Source organism: Pectobacterium jejuense (assembly GCF_026800125.1).
GTDB classification, from domain to species: Bacteria; Pseudomonadota; Gammaproteobacteria; order Enterobacterales; family Enterobacteriaceae; genus Pectobacterium; species Pectobacterium jejuense.
Genome location: NZ_JAPQKX010000008.1, coordinates 71,661 through 91,385, shown reverse-complemented (window position 1 = coordinate 91,385; position 19,725 = coordinate 71,661). Strand labels below are relative to the sequence as shown.

Here is a 19,725-nt window from a genome sequence, read left to right as displayed (position 1 = left end):
AAAAAGAAGGCGCAGTTTCCTGCGCCTTCTTTGCCTTGTCTGATGCTATCGAACGCTGGCTAGAATAGCTCTTCGCTTTGTCCGTTATCCATCAGCGTGGTGCCGACTTCATGCACTTCGTATTCTTTCGGCTGCGTTCCATCAATGAAGTATTCGGAACGACTATTCCCGCCACCGTTGGATAATTTGCCGCTGCTGCGGTCAATCACCACGCTGACGATGCCAGGCGGCGGCGTCAGCGGTTGTTCAGGTACGCCATCCAGCGCGGCTTTCATGAAATCATCCCATGCAGGCTGTGCTGATTTTGCACCGCCTTCGTAACCGGAGATCTGATCTTTGATGACGCCAGATGCGCTGCTGGCACCCAGATCGCGACGGTGATCGTCGAAGCCAATCCAGACTGAAGTCACCAGATTTGGGCCATAGCCGGAGAACCAGGCGTCTTTGGAACTGTTCGTTGTACCGGTTTTACCGCCGATATCACGACGTTTCAAATCACGGCCCGCACGCCAGCCCGTTCCCATCCAGCCCGGTTCGCCAAAGACGTTGCTGTTCAGCGCGTCTTTAATCAGGAACGCCAGCGGCGTGTTGATCACGTGCGGTGCATAAGGCTGTGCAGCGCTTTGCTGTGCGGCCTCTGGTGTAACAGGCTCCAGTTCTGGCTGCGGCAGACCTACCGGAGGAGCTTCGTTTGACGTGGCAACATCTTCAACGTTGGTGGTCGCTAACACCGGAGAACGTGGCGTTTCACCGTAGACCAGCGGTAGATTACAGGTATCACAGACCACTTTCGGCGTCGCGGTAAACACCGTACCGCCCGCTTCGCTCTCTATCTTGCTAATCAGATAAGGGTCGACCAGATAGCCGCCGTTTGCCATGACGGCATAACCACGTACGACCTGTAGCGGCGTAAATGAGGCAGCACCCAGCGCCAGCGATTCGGTATGGACGATATTCTGCGCCGGGAAACCGAAGCGTTGCAGGTAATCCGCAGCATAGTCCACGCCCATCGCACGCATGGCACGTACCATCACTACGTTTTTGGATTGACCCAGACCCTGACGCAAACGGATCGGACCATCGTAGGTTGCCGGTGAGTTTTTCGGCCGCCAGTCAGATCCTGCACCGGCATCCCAACGGGTGATCGGTACGTCGTTCAGAATCGTTGCCAGCGTTAAACCTTTGTCCATCGCAGCGGTGTACAGGAACGGTTTGATGTTGGAACCAATCTGACGCAGTGCCTGCGTCGCACGGTTGAATTTGCTTTGGTTAAAGTCAAAACCGCCAACCAGTGCTTCTATCGCCCCGTTTTTCGGGTTAAGCGAGACGATGGCCGAGTTGACGTCCGGCACCTGTGCCAGCCACCAGTCATCGTTCACTTTACGTACCCAGACCTGCTGACCGGCCTGTACCACGTCCGTGACGCGCTTCGGTGTTGGCCCTTGCTGCGTATCGGAACGGTATGCACGTGCCCAGCGCATGCCCGCCATCGGCAGGGCAATATTGCTGCCGTCAGACAGGATCGCAATCGCGTTGTCAGCCGTGGTGCTGGTGACGATGGCCGGATAGAGCGGGCCGTAGACCGGCAACGCTTTCAGGGCGGCAATCATCTTCGCCTGATCCCAGACGCCTTCACCTACTTTCCAGAGCACTTTGCTCGGGCCGCGGTAACCGTGGCGCATGTCATAGGCGAGGATGTTATTACGCAGCGCATCCTGTGCGGCGGTTTGCAATTTTTTGGTGACCGTCGTGTAGACCTTATAACCGTCGTTATAAGCATCTTCGCCGTAGCGTTTGACCATCTCCTGTCGTGCCATTTCTGCGACATACGGGGCGGAGAACGAAATATCCGGTGCGTGATAATTCGCGACCAGCTTTTCGTTACGTGCCGCATCGTATTGCGACTGCGTGATGTAGTTTTCATCCTTCATACGGGCAAGGACGACGTTGCGACGGGCAACGGCACGGTCGTAGGAATAGAGCGGGTTGAACGTCGATGGTGCCTTCGGCAGACCGGCGATCATCGCCATTTCGCTCAGCGTCAACTGGTCAACAGGGCGGCCAAAGTAAACCTGTGCCGCTGCGCCAACGCCATAAGCGCGATAGCCGAGGTAAATCTTGTTCAGATAAAGCTCAAGGATTTCATCCTTGGTCAGCAACTGCTCAATACGGATAGCCAAAAACACTTCCTTGATCTTACGAATCAGGGTGCGTTCCGGGCTCAGGAAGAAGTTCCTGGCGAGCTGTTGCGTAATGGTACTCGCCCCTTGGGAGGCGTGACCGGACGTGAGCGCGATAGACGCCGCGCGGATGATCCCGACGGGGTCGACACCGTGGTGATCATAGAAGCGGCTGTCTTCGGTCGCGATAAAAGCGTGTACCAACTCAGGGGGAACCTGATCCAGCTTGAGTGGGATACGGCGTTTTTCACCAAACTGAGCGATCAGTTCGCCATCGGCGCTGTAGACCTGCATCGGCGTTTGCAGCCGAACGTCTTTCAGCGTGGCGACATCGGGCAGTTGGGGTTCGATATAACGGTACAAACCGTATATCGAGGCAGCTCCCAGCAGAATGCAAGAGACTGCAAGGATGAATAGATACTTTACGAACTTCACCTGGGATTTTCCATTCAGTAGCGTTTGGACAGTTTATAAACAATCGGGCGCTAGTATAAAGGTAAGCCAGCACTGTGGATACGTTCTTTTAAGGGATAAGGAAATCGGGTTGAACATGGCTTATCACATCTGGCGGGTTGGAGTAGATATACAAAACGGCTTCATGCGCGCGCTGGCGGTTCAGCGCCGCCGCGATGGCTGGCAGCTTCGTCACTGGTGGCAATATCCGCTACCAGACGACACCTTGCGCACGGGTAGTCTACACCATACTGAGGCACTTTGTGAGGCCTTGCGAACATGGCGTCGTTTACTGCCTGGACACATTTCTCTACGGGTGGGGTTCCCTGCTCAGTTGATTTTACAGCAGCATTTACCGATGCCCGACCAGCGTTTACAGGAGCCGGAGCGTAGCCTCTACATCGAAACCATGGCGGCTCGTAAGCTACCGATCAGCAGCGAATCGCTGGCGATAGACTATCGGGAAGACCCGCAGAGGCAGGGTTCGCTGCTGGTGACGGCCGCACGCCGACAGGAGATCGATAAATGGCTGGCATGCCTGAATAGCGCGGGGCTACACCCCGATGTACTTGAGGTTTCAACCTGTGCGCTTCGGGTGATGGCACAGCGGGCTGGGCTTGAAACTAACCGTCTGCTTCTGCATCGGCTGTTGGATGGCTGGCTGTGGGTTGCCCCGTTGAACCACGCTTTCCACTCGGGCGTGATACACCTTGATGAACTGAATGACGAGGCCGATATCTTATCGGTTGTAAGCACTCGCTATCAGCACGATGTCAATGACATAGCCTATTACTCTAGCATCTCGCCCGATTTACCCCGCCAGCAGACCGACGTATTACAGCCGTGGTCGCCGTTAACGGTGTTTAACCACATGCAGCCGCCGCTACCGAGTTTTCCCTCGGCTTTTGCGATTGCGGGTGGGTTGGCATTGCGTCCTGAGGATGCCTGACTATGCTGCTGATTAATCTTTTACCCTGGCGCAAAACCCAGATGCGTCTGCGGGCACGCCGTTGGTTAGGTCTGCTGTGGCTACAGACGGGGTTGATGCTATGCCTTATCGCCACGAGCTATCTGTTTTGGCAGCACAGACAGCAACGCGCGCAGGATGAACTCAATACGGTGCTGGCCCAACAGCAGCAACTGACGGCGCAGTATCAACAAACGCATCAGGCGCGAGAAGCGCTGCGTCGCTATCTGGAACAGGAGCGCGCCGAGGCGATAGTCCAGCATGACAATCGTCGTAACCTCCATCTGTTCGACCAGCTTGCTGGCATGATGCCCGCGCGTCTGTGGCTGACGGAAATCGCCGACCGTGGCTCGCATCTGCTGCTTTCCGGCGTGAGTGAAAACTATCACGATATCATTACGCTACAGCATGCGTTATCACGCCATGTTTCCGTCGAACGTGTACAGCTGCTGCATACGTCCCGAGAGCGCGGTGTGAATACCCAGTTGCGCTTTTCCTTTCAGGCCAACTGGCGCGATACGGGTGTTTCCTTACCGGGGGAAGACCATGATTAATCAAGCGATCGTGACTGCCGTCGTACTGAATCGGCCTGGACTAGTGAATAAACCGCTCTGGCAGCAGCTAGCGCTTCAATTGGCGTTTGTCGCTGCTGCTGGACTGCTAGCAGGCTGGTTCCTCATCGGTGAAGTACGGCAGGTGGTGATTGGCATAGAAGCGCAAACCGTTCAGGCGCGTCTGGATGTCGGCGAACTCCAGCAAAAACTGGATGCGATGCCGCTGCTCTCAGTGCTAAGCACGCAATTAGCGGAGAAAACTGCGCAAGACGATCCCTTCCAGCCTGACCGACTGGCACAGCTTATCGTTGAGCCTCTGTCGCTAGCGGGGGCTTCGCTTCTATCCTGGCAGCCCGTTCCGCCTCATGCGGGAGCACCCCATCAGGAACGTTGGCAATTGGCATTTAGCGCGAATTACACGGGCGTATTGCAGGTGCTTCGTGCGCTGACGGCATTACCTTATGTGCTGCGAATAACGCAACTGACCGTAAAGCCAGATGGCGCTCCAACGGCGCAGTCAACAGAAATACCACGGTTGCAGGTTGAGCTATCGCTAATCAGGCCGGAGGCGATGCCATGAGCCACATAACACGTTGTATCGCATTGATGCTGCCCTTCGTACCCCATAGCGTGCAGGCAGAAAAACTCGCAGAACGTATCGACCCTTTTCAGCCTCTGGCTGCTGCGCGTTGCCTGCCCTCGGCGACACTACCATCGTGGCAGCTAAAAGGCGTGATTGGTTCTGGCGACCGTTGGACTGGCTGGTTAGCGCAGCCGGAGGTTGGTTGGATCAGGCTGATACGCGGCGAAACGATTTCCCCAGGGAATTGGCTGGTTAGTCAACTGGATAAATCAGGGGCCAAACTTGTCCCGACAGCGCATGAGGCAGGCTGTGACGGCCTGCCAGAGAACCTGCTGCTGGTTTCCCCGTTTACCACTAAGCCAGCGGAATAGATGCAGTCTGCCTGACGACAGGTATTTTGAACGCAGTCTTTGGACAACCGTTCTTTGAAAACAACGCTGGCAACAGCGTATCTCGATAACAAGGAAGGTTATGAATATGAGGATGTTATGCCGGGTGGTGGCGTGGGGTGGGTTACTTCTTCTCGCCGCGCCGTTTCAGGTTAGCGCGGAAAGTTCGGTATCGATGGCGTTTGAAGATTCACCGATACCTCGGGTGCTACAGGCGTTAGCCGATCACCAACAGCTCAATGTGGTGATCGCTCCGGGCGTGACGGGGAATCTTAGCCTGAGGCTGGCTGATATTCCCTGGCAGCAGGCACTGGATATTGTTTTACGCATGGGGAAGCTCAGCGTCGAGCGGAACGGCAACGTGTTGATGGTTTTCCCTGCCGGACACCTTGAGTCCTTGCAGAAAGAACGGGACGAACAGGCGGCGGAGCAGGCGCAGAAATTGCCGCTGCATAATATCTCTGTTGCATTGCAATATGCTGATGCGACGGAAGTGGCGGCCAGCGTTCAGGCTCAGCGTGGAACGCTACTCTCTGCGCGTGGCAGCGTAACCGTGGATAAGCGGACGAATACCCTATTGATTCGCGATACAGAAGAGGCTCTGACGCAGCTCGAACTGTGGGTGAAAGAGCTCGATCTGCCCCTGGCACAGGTACAACTGGCGGCGCATATCGTTACCATCAGTAGCGAGCACCTGCAGGCGCTGGGCGTGAATTGGGGGCTGGGTGAAGGGGATGCAGCGAACAAGGCGCTCAGGCTGAATAATTTTAACGTTGGCCTGCCGGTGGATACGCCCGCGATCAATGCCGGATTCCATTTGGCGCGCTTGAATGGTCGCCTGCTGGACCTGGAATTAATGGCGCTGGAACAGGAAAGCCAGGTTGAGATTATCGCCAGCCCTCGCTTGTTTACCGCGCACCAGCAGACCGCCAGTATTAAACAAGGCACGGAAATTCCGTATCAAGTCTCCAGCGGTGCCAGCGGATCGACGTCTATCGAGTTCAAAGAGGCGGTATTAGGGATGGAAGTCACGCCAGATATTCTGCGTGCCGGACGGATTACGCTAAACCTGAAAATCAGCCAAAACATGCCGGGGCAGACGATTAAGCAGGGCGATAATGGCGAAGCATTAGCGATCGATAAACAGGAAATCCAAACTCAGGTGACGGTCGCTGATGGAGAAACCATCGTTTTAGGCGGCATTTTCCAGCAGCAAAAAAAGAACAGCGACAGACAGGTACCCATATTAAGCGAGGTTCCCGTATTTGGTCATCTGTTCAGAAACCATACTCAGCAGCATACGCGACGAGAATTGGTCATTTTCATTACGCCGACGCTGATACCCGCATCATCGTGAGTAAACCCAGGCAGGCTCTGATGTCATACGGTGTTTTTTTTTCGGATTTGGCGCAATATTTTGTCACGTTCGTCGCTTATGAGTTTGACGCTGCGGCGGATTTAGCTTACAAGGGTTAGCGAATTGAGCACTGAAGTGTTGTTCCACCGAAAATGTCGATAAAACATACTACATTGACCCCCTGTGGTCGGTGTGACATTTTATTCGGTTGCCAAACTACCCTGAGTCTTGAGATAATTTTTTGTCTGATTCTCGCACTATCGCTCATGAGGTTTCAGTTTAGGTCCCGCCGCTGGGTTGATTGGCGGGGCGGGTTATCATTAACGAATTGTCTTAGTAATACCAAAAAACATGGCAGAGAAACGCAATATCTTTCTGGTTGGGCCTATGGGTGCCGGCAAAAGCACTATTGGCCGTCAGTTAGCTCAGCAACTCAATATGGAGTTTTTCGACTCCGATCAAGAAATTGAGCGACGCACTGGGGCTGATGTGGGCTGGGTATTCGATGTGGAAGGCGAAGAAGGCTTCCGCGATCGTGAAGAGAAAGTCATTAATGAATTGACGGAAAAGCAAGGCATCGTACTGGCGACAGGCGGTGGCTCAGTCAAATCACGTGAGACGCGCAATCGTCTTTCCGCGCGCGGCGTTGTCGTTTATTTGGAAACGACAATCGAGAAACAGCTTGCCCGCACGCAGCGTGACAAGAAGCGTCCGTTACTTCAGGTTGAAACCCCTCCACGTGAAGTATTGGAAGCGTTGGCGAAAGAGCGGAACCCGCTTTATGAAGAAATCGCTGACGTTACCATTCGGACTGACGAGCAAAGTGCCAAGGTCGTTGCTAACCAGATTATCAATATGCTGGAAAGTAACTAAGAGCATACCTTATCCGCATTGAGCGGATCCTGAACGGGTTGTTTAACGCGCATGGAAAGAATTACCGTAACACTTGGGGAACGTAGTTATCCCATTACGATAGCCGCTGGATTATTTGATGATTCGGCTTCTTTTATGCCGTTGAAAGCGGGGGAGCAGGCCATGCTGGTGACGAACCAGACGTTGGCTCCTCTGTACCTTGACCGCGTTCGTGGTGTGTTGGAAAACAGTGGCGTGCATGTCGATCAGGTTATCTTACCTGACGGCGAGCAGCACAAATCGCTGACCGTATTGGATCAGGTTTTTACCGCGCTGTTGGCGAAACCGCATGGTCGTGATACGACGATTGTTGCCTTGGGTGGCGGTGTCATCGGCGATTTAGCCGGTTTTGCCGCGGCCAGTTATCAGCGTGGCGTCCGGTTTATTCAGGTGCCGACAACGCTGTTATCGCAGGTAGATTCTTCTGTCGGTGGTAAAACCGCCGTCAATCACCCGTTGGGTAAAAACATGATCGGGGCGTTCTACCAGCCCGTATCGGTTGTGATCGATCTGGACTGCCTGAAATCTTTACCGGCACGGGAATTGTCATCCGGGCTGGCGGAAGTCATCAAGTACGGCATTATTCTGGATCGCGATTTCTTTCTTTGGCTCGAAGAACACATTGAAGCCGTGCGTGCTCTACAGCATGACGCGCTGGCTTACTGCATTCGTCGCTGCTGTGAAATCAAAGCGGCGGTGGTTGCAGCAGATGAACGTGAAAGCGGTATGCGTGCGCTGCTCAACTTGGGCCATACTTACGGGCATGCCATTGAAGCTGAAATGGGCTACGGTAACTGGCTTCACGGCGAAGCGGTTGCGGCAGGCATGGTGATGGCTGCGCATACGGCACGTCGCCTTGGGCAGTTCTCCGCTGAGGATGTCGAGCGAGTCAAGTCTCTGCTGATTCGCGCTGGCTTACCAGTAAACGGCCCAACGCAAATGACACCTGAATCCTATCTTCCTCATATGATGCGCGATAAGAAAGTGCTGGCGGGCGAGTTACGTCTGGTGCTGCCAACGGCAATCGGTCAATCTGAAGTTCGTGGTGGCGTCGCGCATGACATGGTGTTGGCTTCGATAGCTGATTGTCTTGCCTGATGCATAATGCTATCGGGTTATGAAAGACTGGCAGTTATGAAAGATAAGTATTAACGACAGACACGCCCTGATGGGTTATGGTTAATAAAATACAATGCGTTACGATTCAATGATTCGCCTTGGCGACCGCGTGGCGAATTCGAGCTTTTTAGTGGGGAGATGTTAAATGGATGAGTTCAAGCCGGAAGATGAGCTGAAGCCTGATACCAGTGACCGTCGACCTACTCGTCAGCAGAAAAGCAGCAACTTCGCGGTACCTAAAATCGCGCTTTCCAGACAGCACCTGATGATTGGCATCGGGATTGTGGTGCTGGTGTTGCTGATCGTGGGTATTGGCTCGGCTTTGCAGGCACCTTCTCAGCCACAAACGTCACAGACGCAGAATCAAGCGAGTGGCGAGCGAAATATCGATCTCTCTTCTTCGTCCTCCATGACCCAGAGCACGCAGCCTTCCTCATCGAGTGAAAGCCCTGCGCCTGTTTCCGGCGAGGCCAGTCATGGTCAAATGCCAGGGCAGACGTCTTCTCAAACGCCGACGTCGCCTCAGACATTGAGTGCTCCACCGATTTCCGGTACGCCGACGGATGCACAGATTCAACCGCCGGTGGCAGGCCAGCAGCGTATCGAGCTGCCGGGCAATATCACCGATGCGCTGTCGCAACAGCAAGGGCGCGTTAGCGAATTCTCTCAGGGTGCGGCAGGAAACTCGACGCTGCCAACAGCGCCTGCGACGGTTACTCCGGCGGGCAAAACGCCTGCGACCTCATCCGCTAAAAATACGCACAACACGACGCCTGCACACGCTAGCAACGCTAAGCCTGCTGCGAACAGCGCGCCAAAAGCGCCAGTAGCCAGCAAACCTGCCGCTAACGCAAAAGCAGCGCCTGCGGCAGCCGGGCAGAACGTCTCTGTACAGAATGCGCCTGCGAGCAGTTTTACGCTGCAACTGAGCAGCGCGTCACGCTCGGATACGCTGAAAGCCTACGCAAAACAACATAATCTCGCCCATTCGTGGGTGTATGAAACGAAACGAGACGGAAAATCCTGGTATGTGTTAGTGACCGGAGTCTATGCTTCTTCTGCGGAAGCGAAACAGGCAATTGCCGCGTTGCCCGCAGAGGTACAAGCGAAAAAACCATGGGTTAAGCCGATCCGCCAGGTGAAGCAGGACTTGAATAAGTAACACCAATTTTAGCCCTGATGTGCTGTCTGACACAGAGTACAATCCGCGGCTCTGAAACGTATGAGTAACTAACGACGGCATGAAGAAGAACCGCGCTTTTTTAAAATGGGCTGGTGGTAAATATCCGCTGGTAGAAGAAATTCGTCGCTATTTACCCGCAGGAGACTGTCTCATTGAGCCCTTTGTTGGCGCGGGTTCCGTGTTTCTGAATACGGAATACGATCGCTACATACTGGCTGATATTAATAGCGACCTGATTAATCTCTACAATATCGTTAAATCGAATGCAGATGAGTTTGTTACCGACGCCCGTAAACTTTTTACGGATGAGGTCAACACGTCAGAGACGTTTTATCTGCTGCGTGACGAATTTAACCTTTGCAGCGATGCCTATCGGCGTGCGCTACTGTTTCTCTATTTGAATCGCCACTGCTATAACGGCCTGTGCCGTTACAACATGCGCGGTGAATTCAATGTTCCTTTCGGGCGCTACAAGAAGCCCTATTTTCCTGAAGAAGAAATTCGCTGGTTCGCCTTCAAAGCGCAAAATGCCACCTTCGTCTGTGAGCATTATCAGGACACGCTGGAAAAAGCAGAGAAAGGGTCGGTCATTTATTGCGATCCGCCTTATGCGCCGCTGTCTGCGACCGCGAATTTTACGGCCTATCACACCAATAATTTCAGTCGTGCCGACCAGCAGAGTTTGGCGCAATTGGCGCGCCGTTTGTCAGCAGAAAGCCAGATTCCGGTACTGATTTCCAATCATGACACGTTACTGACTCGTGAGTGGTATCAGGAAGCTGTGCTGTATGTTGTTAAAGCGCGCAGAACGATTAGCCGTAATATTTTAGGGCGTAGTAAAGTAAACGAGTTATTAGCCCTATATCGGTAATACCGTTTGGGGTAAACAGAGCGCGGTGAATCGGTTAATGCCGTCTGAGAGGCGTCATTAGCCGGGAATAGGTTACCCGCAGGCATTCAGACTTTACCGTTTGGAGAAATGAATGAAACCGTTTTTAATCGCGCCGTCTATTCTGTCGGCTGATTTTGCCCGTCTTGGTGAAGATACCGCTAACGTATTGGCTGCCGGGGCGGATGTGGTCCATTTTGATGTCATGGATAACCACTATGTGCCAAATTTGACGATTGGCCCGCTGGTCCTGAAATCCCTGCGCGATTACGGCATTACCGCGCCGATTGACGTCCACCTGATGGTGAAACCGGTCGATCGTATCATCCCCGATTTCGCCAACGCGGGAGCCAGTTTCATTACCTTTCATCCCGAAGCCACGGATCACCTCGATCGTTCACTGCAACTGATCAAAGATCACGGCTGCAAAGCCGGACTGGTGTTTAACCCGGCGACGCCGCTGAGCTATCTCGATTACGTCATGGATAAGCTGGATATCATTCTGCTTATGTCGGTTAACCCTGGATTTGGCGGTCAGTCCTTTATTCCCAGCACGCTGGATAAACTGCGTCAGGTTCGTCGCTTGATCGACGACAGCGGTTACGACATTCGACTGGAAGTCGATGGCGGCGTAAAAGTAGAAAATATCGGCGCAATTGCTGAAGCGGGCGCGGATATGTTTGTGGCGGGATCGGCTATTTTTGGTCATCCAGATTACCGTGCCGTCATTGATCAAATGCGTAGTGAAATTTCAAGGACGACACATGACTGAATTAACCGCAGTTCGCGGATTGGCTTTTGATTTGGACGGGACGCTGATTCACAGCGCACCGGGTCTGGCGGCGGCGATCGATCAGGCCTTAGTGGCGCAGTCGTTGCCTGCTGCGGGCGAAGCGCGTGTCGCAACCTGGATTGGTAACGGTGCGGACGTGATGGTTGAACGGGCGCTGCGCTGGGCTGGCGTTGAGCCTACAGGTGAGCGCCTGCAAGAAACCCGTGAGCGGTTCGATAGCTATTATGCGCAGACGGTGGATAGCGGCAGTACGCTGTTTCCACAGGTAAAAGAGACGCTGGCACAGTTGGCGAAGCAGGGCGTTCCGATGGCGGTGGTGACCAATAAACCCACGCCGTTCGTTGCCCCGCTCTTGGCAGGCCTGGGGATTAGCGACTATTTTTCGCTGATCATCGGTGGCGATGACGTCATTGTGAAAAAGCCACATCCTGCGCCGCTCTATCTGGTACTCGGTAAGCTGGGGCTGCGTGCCAGCGAGCTTCTGTTCGTCGGTGATTCCCGCAATGATATTCAGGCGGCACAGGCGGCGGGCTGTCGTAGTGTCGGCATGACGTATGGTTATAACTATGGTGAAGCGATCGAGCTGAGTCAGCCGGATGTCGTTCTGGATCGTTTTGCCGATATTTTGCCCCTGATCGGGCAGTCTTCTTCACACAATCAGGAACCCTTAGTATGAGCAAGCCCATTGTATTTAGCGGTGCGCAGCCGTCTGGTGAATTGACCATTGGTAACTACATGGGGGCGTTACGTCAGTGGGTCAACATGCAGGACGATTACGACTGCATCTATTGCATTGTGGATTTGCATGCCATCACAGTACGTCAGGACCCGCAGGCGCTGAGAAAAGCGACGCTGGATACGCTGGCGCTGTATCTGGCCTGCGGTATCGATCCGAAAAAGAGCACTATTTTCGTTCAGTCTCATGTGCCTGAGCACAGCCAACTGAGCTGGATACTGAACTGCTACGCGTATTTCGGTGAACTGAGCCGTATGACGCAGTTCAAGGATAAATCCGCGCGTTATGAAGAGAACATCAACGCCGGTCTGTTTAGTTATCCGGTGCTGATGGCGGCGGATATCCTACTGTACCAAACGAATCAGGTGCCGGTGGGTGAAGATCAGAAACAGCACCTGGAGCTGAGCCGTGACGTTGGGCAGCGCTTCAACAGCCTGTATGGCGACATTTTCAAAGTGCCAGAGCCGTTCATTCCGAAATCGGGTGCTCGCGTGATGTCGTTGCTGGAACCGACCAAGAAGATGTCCAAGTCTGACGATAACCGCAATAACGTTATCGGGCTGCTGGAAGATCCGAAAGCGGTGGTGAAGAAGATCAAACGCGCGATGACGGATTCCGACGAGCCACCTGTCATTCGCTATGACGTGGCGAATAAAGCTGGGGTATCTAACCTGTTGGATATTCTGTCTGGCGTAACGGGAAAAAGTATCCCAGAGCTGGAGCAGGAATTTAACGGCCAGATGTATGGTCACCTGAAAGGCGCGGTGGCGGATGCCGTATCCGGTATGCTGTCTGAGCTGCAAGAACGTTATCATCGCTACCGTAACGATGAGGCTTTCCTGCAACAGATCATGCGTGAAGGGGCTGACAAAGCGAGTGCTCGCGCACAGGAAACGCTGAAGAAGGTCTACGACGCTATCGGTTTTGTTTCCCGTCCGTAAGTCTTAATTACCGTCAGGAGGTGTTCTCCTGACGGTTTCCTGCTACTGCTTATCTATCCCTTCGAATCAGCTTCTTATCCCTGTGGGATAGGCGCGAACACGTCGTCTGGAATTGGGTTCTCAAACGGTGTCTGCTGCAATCTTTCCTGATGGTCGGCTTTTGCCTGCGCAATCAGTTCGGGTGTGACCAGCAGATCGATAGCCAGTGAGGCCATCGCTTTCGCTGCGTACTCCGTGCCTTTGTGTGCGGCCCCGGTTTTCCCCTGTGCGACCAACTGCCATGAATGCGCTGGCGTGCCGATGGCATAAGTGGCGCTGCGAATCTGCACGGTCGGCACAACCCAGCTAACTGTTCCCACGTCCGTAGAACCGATGAAGGCGTCATTCGGGCTATACAGCGGATAAATTCCGTCGTGCAGCGTTAAACCCGGCTGCGGTTTAACGCCGAAACGCGCGTAGGATTCGGCGATGTCTTCGGCGCTCAGCGCGGTCTGGAACATCGCTGCCATTTTTCGGTCTTCGTCATCGAACGGTATCGGGCCGAGCGCCAGCAGATGTTCGTGCATACGCGCTTCCAGCGGCGGGTTCGCCAGCAGATTGGCATCACCGCTAATCACTTCGCTGCTGACTTCGGTTTCTGTCATCAGCGCCGCGCCTTCGGCAATTTTCTTCACGCGTTTGACCAACTGGTGCAGTTCCGGCAACTGGCGAGCTCGTACGAGGTAACGCACGGTGGCGTTGGCCTGAACGACGTTCGGAGCGTGGCCGCCGCTGTCGGTAATCGCATAGTGGATGCGGGCGGAGGACGGCATGTGCTCACGCATGTAGTTCACGCCAACGTTCATGAGCTCCACGGCATCCAGCGCGCTGCGTCCCAGATGTGGGCTGCTGGCAGCATGAGCCGCGCGACCTTTGAAGTAAAAATTCAGTTCGTTACAGGCCAGCGAGACTGGGCTGTTGACACCGGTGAAGGTCGCCGGGTGCCAGCAGAGGGCGATATCGACATCGTCAAAGACGCCTTCCTTGACCATAAAGCCTTTGGACGATCCGCCTTCTTCCGCAGGGCAGCCGTAAAAGCGCACGGTTCCAGCCAGTGCGTGCTTTTGCAGATAATCTTTCACTGCCGTCGCTGCCTGTAGTGCTGCGGTACCGAGCAGGTTATGTCCGCAGCCGTGGCCATTGCCACCGTTTTCCAGCGGCTTTGGCTCAGCGACATTCGCCTGCTGGCTCAGACCCGGCAGCGCATCGTATTCACCCAGAATGGCGATAATCGGCAGACCTTCGCCGAATTCTCCCAGCAATGCGGTCGGCATGCCGGCGATGCCTGTTGTCAGACGGAAGCCTTCTGCTTTCAGAATGGCTTCGTGCTGTGCCGCCGAACGATGCTCTTCGTAGTTCAGCTCTGGCGTATCCCAGATGCCGTCGCTCAGCGTACAGAACTGCTGCCGCTTAGTCGCAATCAGGTCGCAGATCTCTTCCACGTTCTGGCGATTAACGTCCGGCAGCGTTCCTTCATTGTGTGTTGCATTCATGCGTGGTGTGCTCGTTTGATTTTTCTGATGGCATTGGCGAGGGGCGTGTCACAGCCAGTTAGCCATGACACGCGATTCAGCGATTGGGTAACGCTTAGAGCGGCGTGGTGTCCATGCCGAACCATTTTTCGCTCAGCTGTCTGATGGTGCCATCTTTTTTAGCCTGATCGATTGCCTTGTCGAACATAGCTTTCAGCTCAGGATCGCTTTTACGCAGGCCAACGGAAGAACCGCTGCCCAGAATACCGCCGATGAACTGTGGCCCTGGCATCACGATGTTGTCATTGCCCGGTTTGTCCGTCGTGCTTTTCAGGTAAGGCGCGGAAGCGATGACCAGATCTACACGGCCTGCTTTCAGATCCAGATCGTGTTCCTGCGTGGTTTTATATTCGCGTACTTTCATCACGCCTTTCATGTATTTATCCAAAAAGGCGCTGGCGATAGAGGCGGACTGCACGCCGATGGTTTTGCCTTCCAGCAGCGGTTTCAGCTTCTCAACTTCTGCCAGCGCTTTCGCTTCATCGGCGGGTTCAATGGAGAAACGCACGCCCGCGTCTGGGAAATCTTTGGCGAGTGAGCTGGATTTCAGCACGGCGAAGGTCTGCCCTGCCTGCGTGTACGGCTGGCTGAAATCGATCACTTCACGGCGTTTTGCCGTGGCGGACATACCCGCGATGATCGCGTCATATTTACCCGCGTTCAGCGCAGGAATCGCACTGGCGAAGGGCTGAACCATGATCTCGCATTTCACCTGCATGTTGTTACACAGCACTTTGTACAGCTCGATCTCCATGCCATCCAGCGTACCGTCTGGTTTGGTGAAGTTATACGGGTGGTAAGCGCCTTCGGTTGCGATGCGGACGGTCGTCCATTTTTTCTCTTCCGCTGACGCGGTGAATGAGGCGGCCAGCGTGCCTGCCATACACAGCGAGCAAGCGAGCAGAGTGAGTTTTGATTTGATCATTGGTGTTCTCCCGGCGAGTGATATCGTTATATTTTGTTTATTTCCCACCACTGTCATGAGAGTGGTGGGTTGTGTTTACCAACTGGCAATAAATTGCCGGAAGCGAGCCGACTGGCTGGCAGTGAAAACTTGCTCCGGCGTTCCCTGTTCTTCAATTTCCCCCTGATGGAGGAAGACGATGCGGTTGGAGACTTCGCGGGCAAAATCCATTTCGTGGGTCACGACCAGCATGGTCATCCCTTCGTCCGCCAGCGTGCGCATGACGCGCAGCACTTCACCGACCAGCTCTGGGTCGAGCGCGGAGGTCGGCTCATCAAACAGCATCACTTTCGGTTCCATTGCGAGCGCACGGGCAATTGCGGCGCGCTGCTGCTGTCCACCGGACAAATGTGCAGGATAGTAGTGACGTTTATCCGCCAGACCGACTTTCTCTAACAGCTGCTCGGCGTGCTCCACGCACTCCGCCTGTGGACGCTTTAAGACGTGCACGGGTGCTTCGATGATGTTTTCCAGCACGGTCTTGTGTGACCAGAGGTTAAAATTCTGGAACACCATGCCCAACTGGGTACGAATTCTGTCGATCTGTTTGAGGTTCGACGGGCGGTTCTGCCCTTTGCGGTTCGGCTTCATTTCAATCGCTTCTCCGCCGACGATAATCTCGCCCTGGTCGGGAAGCTCAAGCAGGTTGCTACAGCGCAGCAGCGTCGATTTACCTGAACCGGACGATCCCAGAATTGAGATGACTTCGCCCTGATTGGCCTCAATCGAAATCCCTTTCAGGACGTCCAGAGAGCCGAAGCTTTTATGAATGTTGCGCAGGCTAATGGCGGGTGTCGTCATTGCAGATCTCCCAATTTCTTAATTTTTTTCGCTGCCGGTTGCGCACCCGGCGCACGGAGATGAGGGGTAAGCGTAAATTCTGTCCACATCAGTAAACGGGTCAGAATAAGGTTAATAAACAGATAAATAGCACCAGCGACCAGGAACACTTCGAGCGCCCGGTAGGTTTCCGCGATGAGACGTGCAGCAATCCCGGTGATTTCCATCAGCGTGATGATGGAAGCCAGCGAGGTCGATTTGACCATCGAGATTAGCTCGTTGCCGTAAGCAGGGAGCGCCTGACGGATTGCCAGCGGAAAAACGATACGTTTGAAAATCATGAACGATGGCATGCCGCAGGCGCGTGCCGATTCGATCTGGCCTGCAGGAACGGACTGCAATCCGCCACGGATAATTTCACTGGCATAGGCTCCGGTACACAGGCTGAGCGACAGCAGGGCGCACCAGTGCGGTTCCCGCAGGAATGGCCAAAGCATACTTTCCCGAACCCAGGTGAATTGCCCCAGCCCGTAGTAAATCAGGAACAGCTGAACCAGCAGCGGCGTGCCGCGGAAAAACAGCACGTAGGTCCGGGCAATGGAGCGCAGTACGGCAAAGGACGACAGCTGCATCAACGCCAAGCCCAGCGCCAGAAAGAAGCCCAGAAAGACCGAACTGACCGCCAGTTGCAGGGTTAACGGGATACCGGGAATAATCTCCAGAAACGTTTCGTACAGAAAAGGAAAATCCATCAGCGTTTCACACCCCGGGAATAATGAGACTCAGCACGGCGCATAATCCAGCCGGAACAGATTGAGATAGCCAGATACAGCAGCGCGGCCGCCATGAAGAAATCAAACGGTTTGCCGGTAGAGCCTGCGCCCGTTTGCGCCTGCGTCAAGAGTTCAGCGACGCCGGTAACGGAAACCAGCGCAGAGGTTTTCAGCACCAACTGCCACACGTTGCCGAGTGGGGGGATCGCGTGGCGCAGCAGGAGCGGTATGATGATGCGGCGCAGGCGCAGTAGCGTTGGCATACCGCAGGCTTTGGCGGCCTCAATTTCCCCTTTGGACACGGCGTAGAACGCACCGCGGTAGACTTCTGTCTGCTGCGCGCCGGAGGAAATGCCGACGGCGATTACCCCGGCGAGGAAGCCAGGAAAGCCAAAGAACTCATTGCTACCAAACAGTTTGGCGAGCAGAGTTAACGCAGAGCTGCCGCCGAAATACAGCAGGTAGATGATGAGTAGGTCGGGGACGCCACGGATAAGCGTCGTGTAGCCATCAGCCAGATAGCGCACGGGGCGATTGCCGCAAATTTTGGACCAGGCACCGATCGTGCCGATCACCGCACCCAGTAGGAAGCCGCCGATCGCCAGTGCGAGCGTCATTCCTGCCCCGATTAGTAATAATTTCCCCCAGCCATGTTCACCAAAACTGATGAGCTGCCAGAAAGTAACGTCTTCCACAAGTGACTCCAAACTGCTTGCTTATTGTTCTGCTGAACAGAACTGTTTTTGTGATGAGAGAACGACATACTCCGTTCAGGAACGCGAGTAGAAATACGTAATGACGCGATGTATCACCTTTCGGTATGGACTCATTCGATGAGGCACTAATGTCGAAAAACCACGATGACTTGACGATGAAATCGTTTCGATAGGAACGATTCAGAGGTCGTGCCGCGAATCTATTAGAAAGCTAAGCAATAGTCGGGCCACGTTTTACGTAAACGATTATTGATTATTTATTCATATAGTCTGCTTATTAATGGGTTTCGTTTTAGTCAAAATAAGGCAGATGTGGCCTGCGGTAAAGCATTAAAGTGACATTTTGTAAGGGAGTATGTTCAAAATAGTGCATTGTTATGCTATTTGATGGGGCGTTGCATTATGATGGTGCAATAACCGCTATCCGGCAGAACGGATAGCGGGTGAGTAAGGTGGTAGGGAGAGGATTATGCTGTCTGGTCAGAGAACCAGCTCAATTTTTCCCGCAGCCCGACAACGTTGCCGATGATAATCAAGCTCGGGCTGCTGGCCCGCTGTGCTAATTCGCTCAGTTGGGATAGCTGTCCACTCAGCACGCGCTGTTTGGTTGAGGTGCCGTTTTCGATAATCGCGACAGGCACGGTTTCCGGTAACTGCTGTTCGATGAGCTTACTTTGAATGTGCTCAGCCTGCTGAAGCCCCATGTAAAACACCAGCGTTTGCTTTTCCGCGGCGAGGCTGGACCAGTCCAGATCGGTGTCGTGCTTGACGTGTCCGGTGATCAACCTGACGCCCTGTGAGTGGTCGCGATGGGTGAGCGGGATGCCGCTGTAGGCTGAACAGCCCGACGCGGCCGTAATACCGGGGACGACGGAGAACGGGACGCCCGCCTGTTGCAGGTGCTCCAGCTCTTCGGCACCACGGCCGAAGATAAAGGGGTCGCCGCCTTTCAGCCTGACGACCCGATGACCGGCGAGTGCCTTTTCTTCCAGCAGCTGATTGATTTGATCCTGAGGAACGCTGTGATAGCCAGACGCTTTGCCGACGAAGATTCGCTCGGCGTCGCGGCGTGACAGGTTGAGGATCTCTTTCGATACCAGACGATCATAAACAACGATGTCGGCCTGCTGGAGATGCTGGAGGCCTTTCAACGTCAGTAATCCCGCATCGCCCGGCCCTGCACCGACTAACGTCACCTCACCCCGGTCATCGAGCGGCGCGGAGAAAAGCAGTTCCGTCAGTTGGTTAACGCTTTGGCTATTGTCGTTTGCCAACGCCTGCGCCAGCCGATCGTGTACGAAGAGCTTTTCCCAGAAGCGACGGCGTGCACTCATATTGCGGAATCGGCTTTTGACCCGACTGCGCAATTCACCTGCGTATGTCGCCAGCTTACCGAGATTTTGCGGCAGAATACTTTCCAGTTTTTCCCGCAGTAGCCGAGCCAATACCGGTGCAGCGCCGCCAGAAGACACCGCGACCATCAGCGGTGAACGGTCGATGATCGACGGCATAATGAAGCTGGCGCGTTCTGGAGAATCCACCACGTTACAGAAAATCCGGCGCTCGCTGGCGCTGGCATAGACATGGTTATTGACGTCCTGATCGTCGGTGGCGGCAATCACCAGCCACACGGCGTCCAGTAATGTGGGATCGAAGGTGCCGTGTACCAGCGTTAATTGAGCATCCTGCTCCCACGCCCGAAATTGATCGTTAAAATCGAGCGCATTGACGGTAATCACTGCGCCAGCATCCAGCAATAGCCGGGCTTTACGCTCGGCTATTTCACCCCCTCCTACCAATAGACAAGGTTTATCGTGCAACTGACAGAATATTGGCAGGTAATCCATGTAACGCCTCTTGAAAGC

19 protein-coding genes are annotated in these 19,725 nt (G+C 54.3%); 12 read left to right on the top strand and 7 right to left on the bottom strand.

All coding sequences use genetic code 11. The features are described from left to right. Positions 1–59: 59 nt before the first annotated feature. Positions 60–2,615: a peptidoglycan glycosyltransferase/peptidoglycan DD-transpeptidase MrcA gene (gene mrcA, locus NXT09_RS15650; protein WP_268580244.1), complete on the bottom strand. Its 2,556-nt coding sequence runs from the start codon at positions 2,613–2,615 to the stop codon at positions 60–62. Positions 2,616–2,730: 115 nt separating this feature from the next. Here mrcA and pilM point away from each other — a divergent pair, with 115 nt between their 5' ends. From pilM to trpS, 12 genes are all read left to right on the top strand, one after another. After that, positions 2,731–3,582, top strand: a complete 852-nt coding sequence (pilM, locus tag NXT09_RS15645) for a type IV pilus biogenesis protein PilM (protein WP_268580243.1) — start codon at positions 2,731–2,733, stop codon at positions 3,580–3,582. Positions 3,583–3,584: 2 nt separating this feature from the next. Then, on the top strand, positions 3,585–4,154 hold the full coding sequence (locus NXT09_RS15640) for a PilN domain-containing protein (protein WP_268580241.1): 570 nt from the start codon (positions 3,585–3,587) through the stop codon (positions 4,152–4,154). Further along, the gene (locus NXT09_RS15635) at positions 4,147–4,734 is read left to right on the top strand and encodes a hypothetical protein (protein ID WP_268580240.1); all 588 of its coding nucleotides are present in this window, start codon (positions 4,147–4,149) and stop codon (positions 4,732–4,734) included. The genes NXT09_RS15640 and NXT09_RS15635 overlap by 8 nt, the downstream gene beginning before the upstream one ends. Beyond that, entirely contained in the window at positions 4,731–5,108 is a 378-nt protein-coding gene (locus tag NXT09_RS15630) for a HofP DNA utilization family protein (RefSeq protein WP_268580239.1), read from the top strand. Before NXT09_RS15635 ends, NXT09_RS15630 begins: the two co-directional genes overlap by 4 nt. A gap of 100 nt (positions 5,109–5,208) precedes the next feature. Beyond that, positions 5,209–6,483: a DNA uptake porin HofQ gene (gene hofQ, locus NXT09_RS15625; protein ID WP_268580238.1), complete on the top strand. Its 1,275-nt coding sequence runs from the start codon at positions 5,209–5,211 to the stop codon at positions 6,481–6,483. A 351-nt stretch (positions 6,484–6,834) separates the two neighbouring features. Next, a complete protein-coding gene (aroK, locus tag NXT09_RS15620; RefSeq protein WP_005969451.1) occupies positions 6,835–7,356 on the top strand; it encodes a shikimate kinase AroK in 522 nt (173 codons plus the stop codon). A 51-nt stretch (positions 7,357–7,407) separates the two neighbouring features. After that, complete coding sequence (gene aroB / locus NXT09_RS15615; protein WP_268580237.1) at positions 7,408–8,493, top strand: 3-dehydroquinate synthase; 1,086 nt, start codon at positions 7,408–7,410, stop codon at positions 8,491–8,493. A 166-nt stretch (positions 8,494–8,659) separates the two neighbouring features. Then, entirely contained in the window at positions 8,660–9,676 is a 1,017-nt protein-coding gene (locus NXT09_RS15610) for an SPOR domain-containing protein (protein ID WP_268580236.1), read from the top strand. A 79-nt stretch (positions 9,677–9,755) separates the two neighbouring features. Then, positions 9,756–10,568 (top strand): adenine-specific DNA-methyltransferase, encoded by an 813-nt coding sequence (dam, locus tag NXT09_RS15605; protein WP_014916855.1) that lies wholly within the window; start codon positions 9,756–9,758, stop codon positions 10,566–10,568. A gap of 112 nt (positions 10,569–10,680) precedes the next feature. Beyond that, positions 10,681–11,358, top strand: a complete 678-nt coding sequence (gene rpe, locus NXT09_RS15600; RefSeq protein ID WP_010297113.1) for a ribulose-phosphate 3-epimerase — start codon at positions 10,681–10,683, stop codon at positions 11,356–11,358. Then, positions 11,351–12,055 (top strand): phosphoglycolate phosphatase, encoded by a 705-nt coding sequence (locus tag NXT09_RS15595; RefSeq protein WP_268580235.1) that lies wholly within the window; start codon positions 11,351–11,353, stop codon positions 12,053–12,055. The genes rpe and NXT09_RS15595 overlap by 8 nt, the downstream gene beginning before the upstream one ends. Beyond that, a complete protein-coding gene (gene trpS, locus NXT09_RS15590; RefSeq protein WP_205555235.1) occupies positions 12,052–13,056 on the top strand; it encodes a tryptophan--tRNA ligase in 1,005 nt (334 codons plus the stop codon). Before NXT09_RS15595 ends, trpS begins: the two co-directional genes overlap by 4 nt. Positions 13,057–13,130: 74 nt before the next feature. Here trpS and NXT09_RS15585 read toward each other — a convergent pair whose 3' ends face one another. From NXT09_RS15585 to cysG, 6 genes are all read right to left on the bottom strand, one after another. Next, positions 13,131–14,588: a M20 family metallopeptidase gene (locus NXT09_RS15585; protein WP_268580234.1), complete on the bottom strand. Its 1,458-nt coding sequence runs from the start codon at positions 14,586–14,588 to the stop codon at positions 13,131–13,133. A gap of 94 nt (positions 14,589–14,682) precedes the next feature. Continuing rightward, positions 14,683–15,552, bottom strand: coding sequence for a transporter substrate-binding domain-containing protein (locus NXT09_RS15580; protein ID WP_205555233.1), 870 nt, complete (start codon positions 15,550–15,552; stop codon positions 14,683–14,685). A 75-nt stretch (positions 15,553–15,627) separates the two neighbouring features. Continuing rightward, complete coding sequence (locus NXT09_RS15575; RefSeq protein ID WP_095993023.1) at positions 15,628–16,392, bottom strand: ABC transporter ATP-binding protein; 765 nt, start codon at positions 16,390–16,392, stop codon at positions 15,628–15,630. Further along, positions 16,389–17,123: an ABC transporter permease gene (locus NXT09_RS15570; RefSeq protein WP_205555232.1), complete on the bottom strand. Its 735-nt coding sequence runs from the start codon at positions 17,121–17,123 to the stop codon at positions 16,389–16,391. The genes NXT09_RS15575 and NXT09_RS15570 overlap by 4 nt, the downstream gene beginning before the upstream one ends. Then, positions 17,123–17,839: an ABC transporter permease gene (locus tag NXT09_RS15565; RefSeq protein WP_010277628.1), complete on the bottom strand. Its 717-nt coding sequence runs from the start codon at positions 17,837–17,839 to the stop codon at positions 17,123–17,125. Before NXT09_RS15565 ends, NXT09_RS15570 begins: the two co-directional genes overlap by 1 nt. Positions 17,840–18,327: 488 nt before the next feature. Beyond that, positions 18,328–19,707 (bottom strand): siroheme synthase CysG, encoded by a 1,380-nt coding sequence (cysG, locus tag NXT09_RS15560; protein WP_268580233.1) that lies wholly within the window; start codon positions 19,705–19,707, stop codon positions 18,328–18,330. Between the last annotated feature and the right edge of the window lie 18 nt (positions 19,708–19,725).

Excerpts from the sequence above, each read along its gene's own strand:
- NXT09_RS15575 (WP_095993023.1), bottom strand. The coding sequence starts at position 16,392 with ATGACGACACCCGCCATTAGCCTGCGCAACATTCATAAAAGCTTCGGC.
- NXT09_RS15635 (WP_268580240.1), top strand. The coding sequence starts at position 4,147 with ATGATTAATCAAGCGATCGTGACTGCCGTCGTACTGAATCGGCCTGGA.
- trpS (WP_205555235.1), top strand. The coding sequence starts at position 12,052 with ATGAGCAAGCCCATTGTATTTAGCGGTGCGCAGCCGTCTGGTGAATTG.
- aroK (WP_005969451.1), top strand. The coding sequence starts at position 6,835 with ATGGCAGAGAAACGCAATATCTTTCTGGTTGGGCCTATGGGTGCCGGC.
- NXT09_RS15570 (WP_205555232.1), bottom strand. The coding sequence starts at position 17,123 with ATGGATTTTCCTTTTCTGTACGAAACGTTTCTGGAGATTATTCCCGGT.
- NXT09_RS15610 (WP_268580236.1), top strand. The coding sequence starts at position 8,660 with ATGGATGAGTTCAAGCCGGAAGATGAGCTGAAGCCTGATACCAGTGAC.
- NXT09_RS15580 (WP_205555233.1), bottom strand. The coding sequence starts at position 15,552 with ATGATCAAATCAAAACTCACTCTGCTCGCTTGCTCGCTGTGTATGGCA.
- NXT09_RS15640 (WP_268580241.1), top strand. The coding sequence starts at position 3,585 with ATGCTGCTGATTAATCTTTTACCCTGGCGCAAAACCCAGATGCGTCTG.
- pilM (WP_268580243.1), top strand. The coding sequence starts at position 2,731 with ATGGCTTATCACATCTGGCGGGTTGGAGTAGATATACAAAACGGCTTC.
- dam (WP_014916855.1), top strand. The coding sequence starts at position 9,756 with ATGAAGAAGAACCGCGCTTTTTTAAAATGGGCTGGTGGTAAATATCCG.
- NXT09_RS15585 (WP_268580234.1), bottom strand. The coding sequence starts at position 14,588 with ATGAATGCAACACACAATGAAGGAACGCTGCCGGACGTTAATCGCCAG.
- rpe (WP_010297113.1), top strand. The coding sequence starts at position 10,681 with ATGAAACCGTTTTTAATCGCGCCGTCTATTCTGTCGGCTGATTTTGCC.
- NXT09_RS15595 (WP_268580235.1), top strand. The coding sequence starts at position 11,351 with ATGACTGAATTAACCGCAGTTCGCGGATTGGCTTTTGATTTGGACGGG.
- cysG (WP_268580233.1), bottom strand. The coding sequence starts at position 19,707 with ATGGATTACCTGCCAATATTCTGTCAGTTGCACGATAAACCTTGTCTA.
- NXT09_RS15630 (WP_268580239.1), top strand. The coding sequence starts at position 4,731 with ATGAGCCACATAACACGTTGTATCGCATTGATGCTGCCCTTCGTACCC.
- aroB (WP_268580237.1), top strand. The coding sequence starts at position 7,408 with ATGGAAAGAATTACCGTAACACTTGGGGAACGTAGTTATCCCATTACG.
- hofQ (WP_268580238.1), top strand. The coding sequence starts at position 5,209 with ATGAATATGAGGATGTTATGCCGGGTGGTGGCGTGGGGTGGGTTACTT.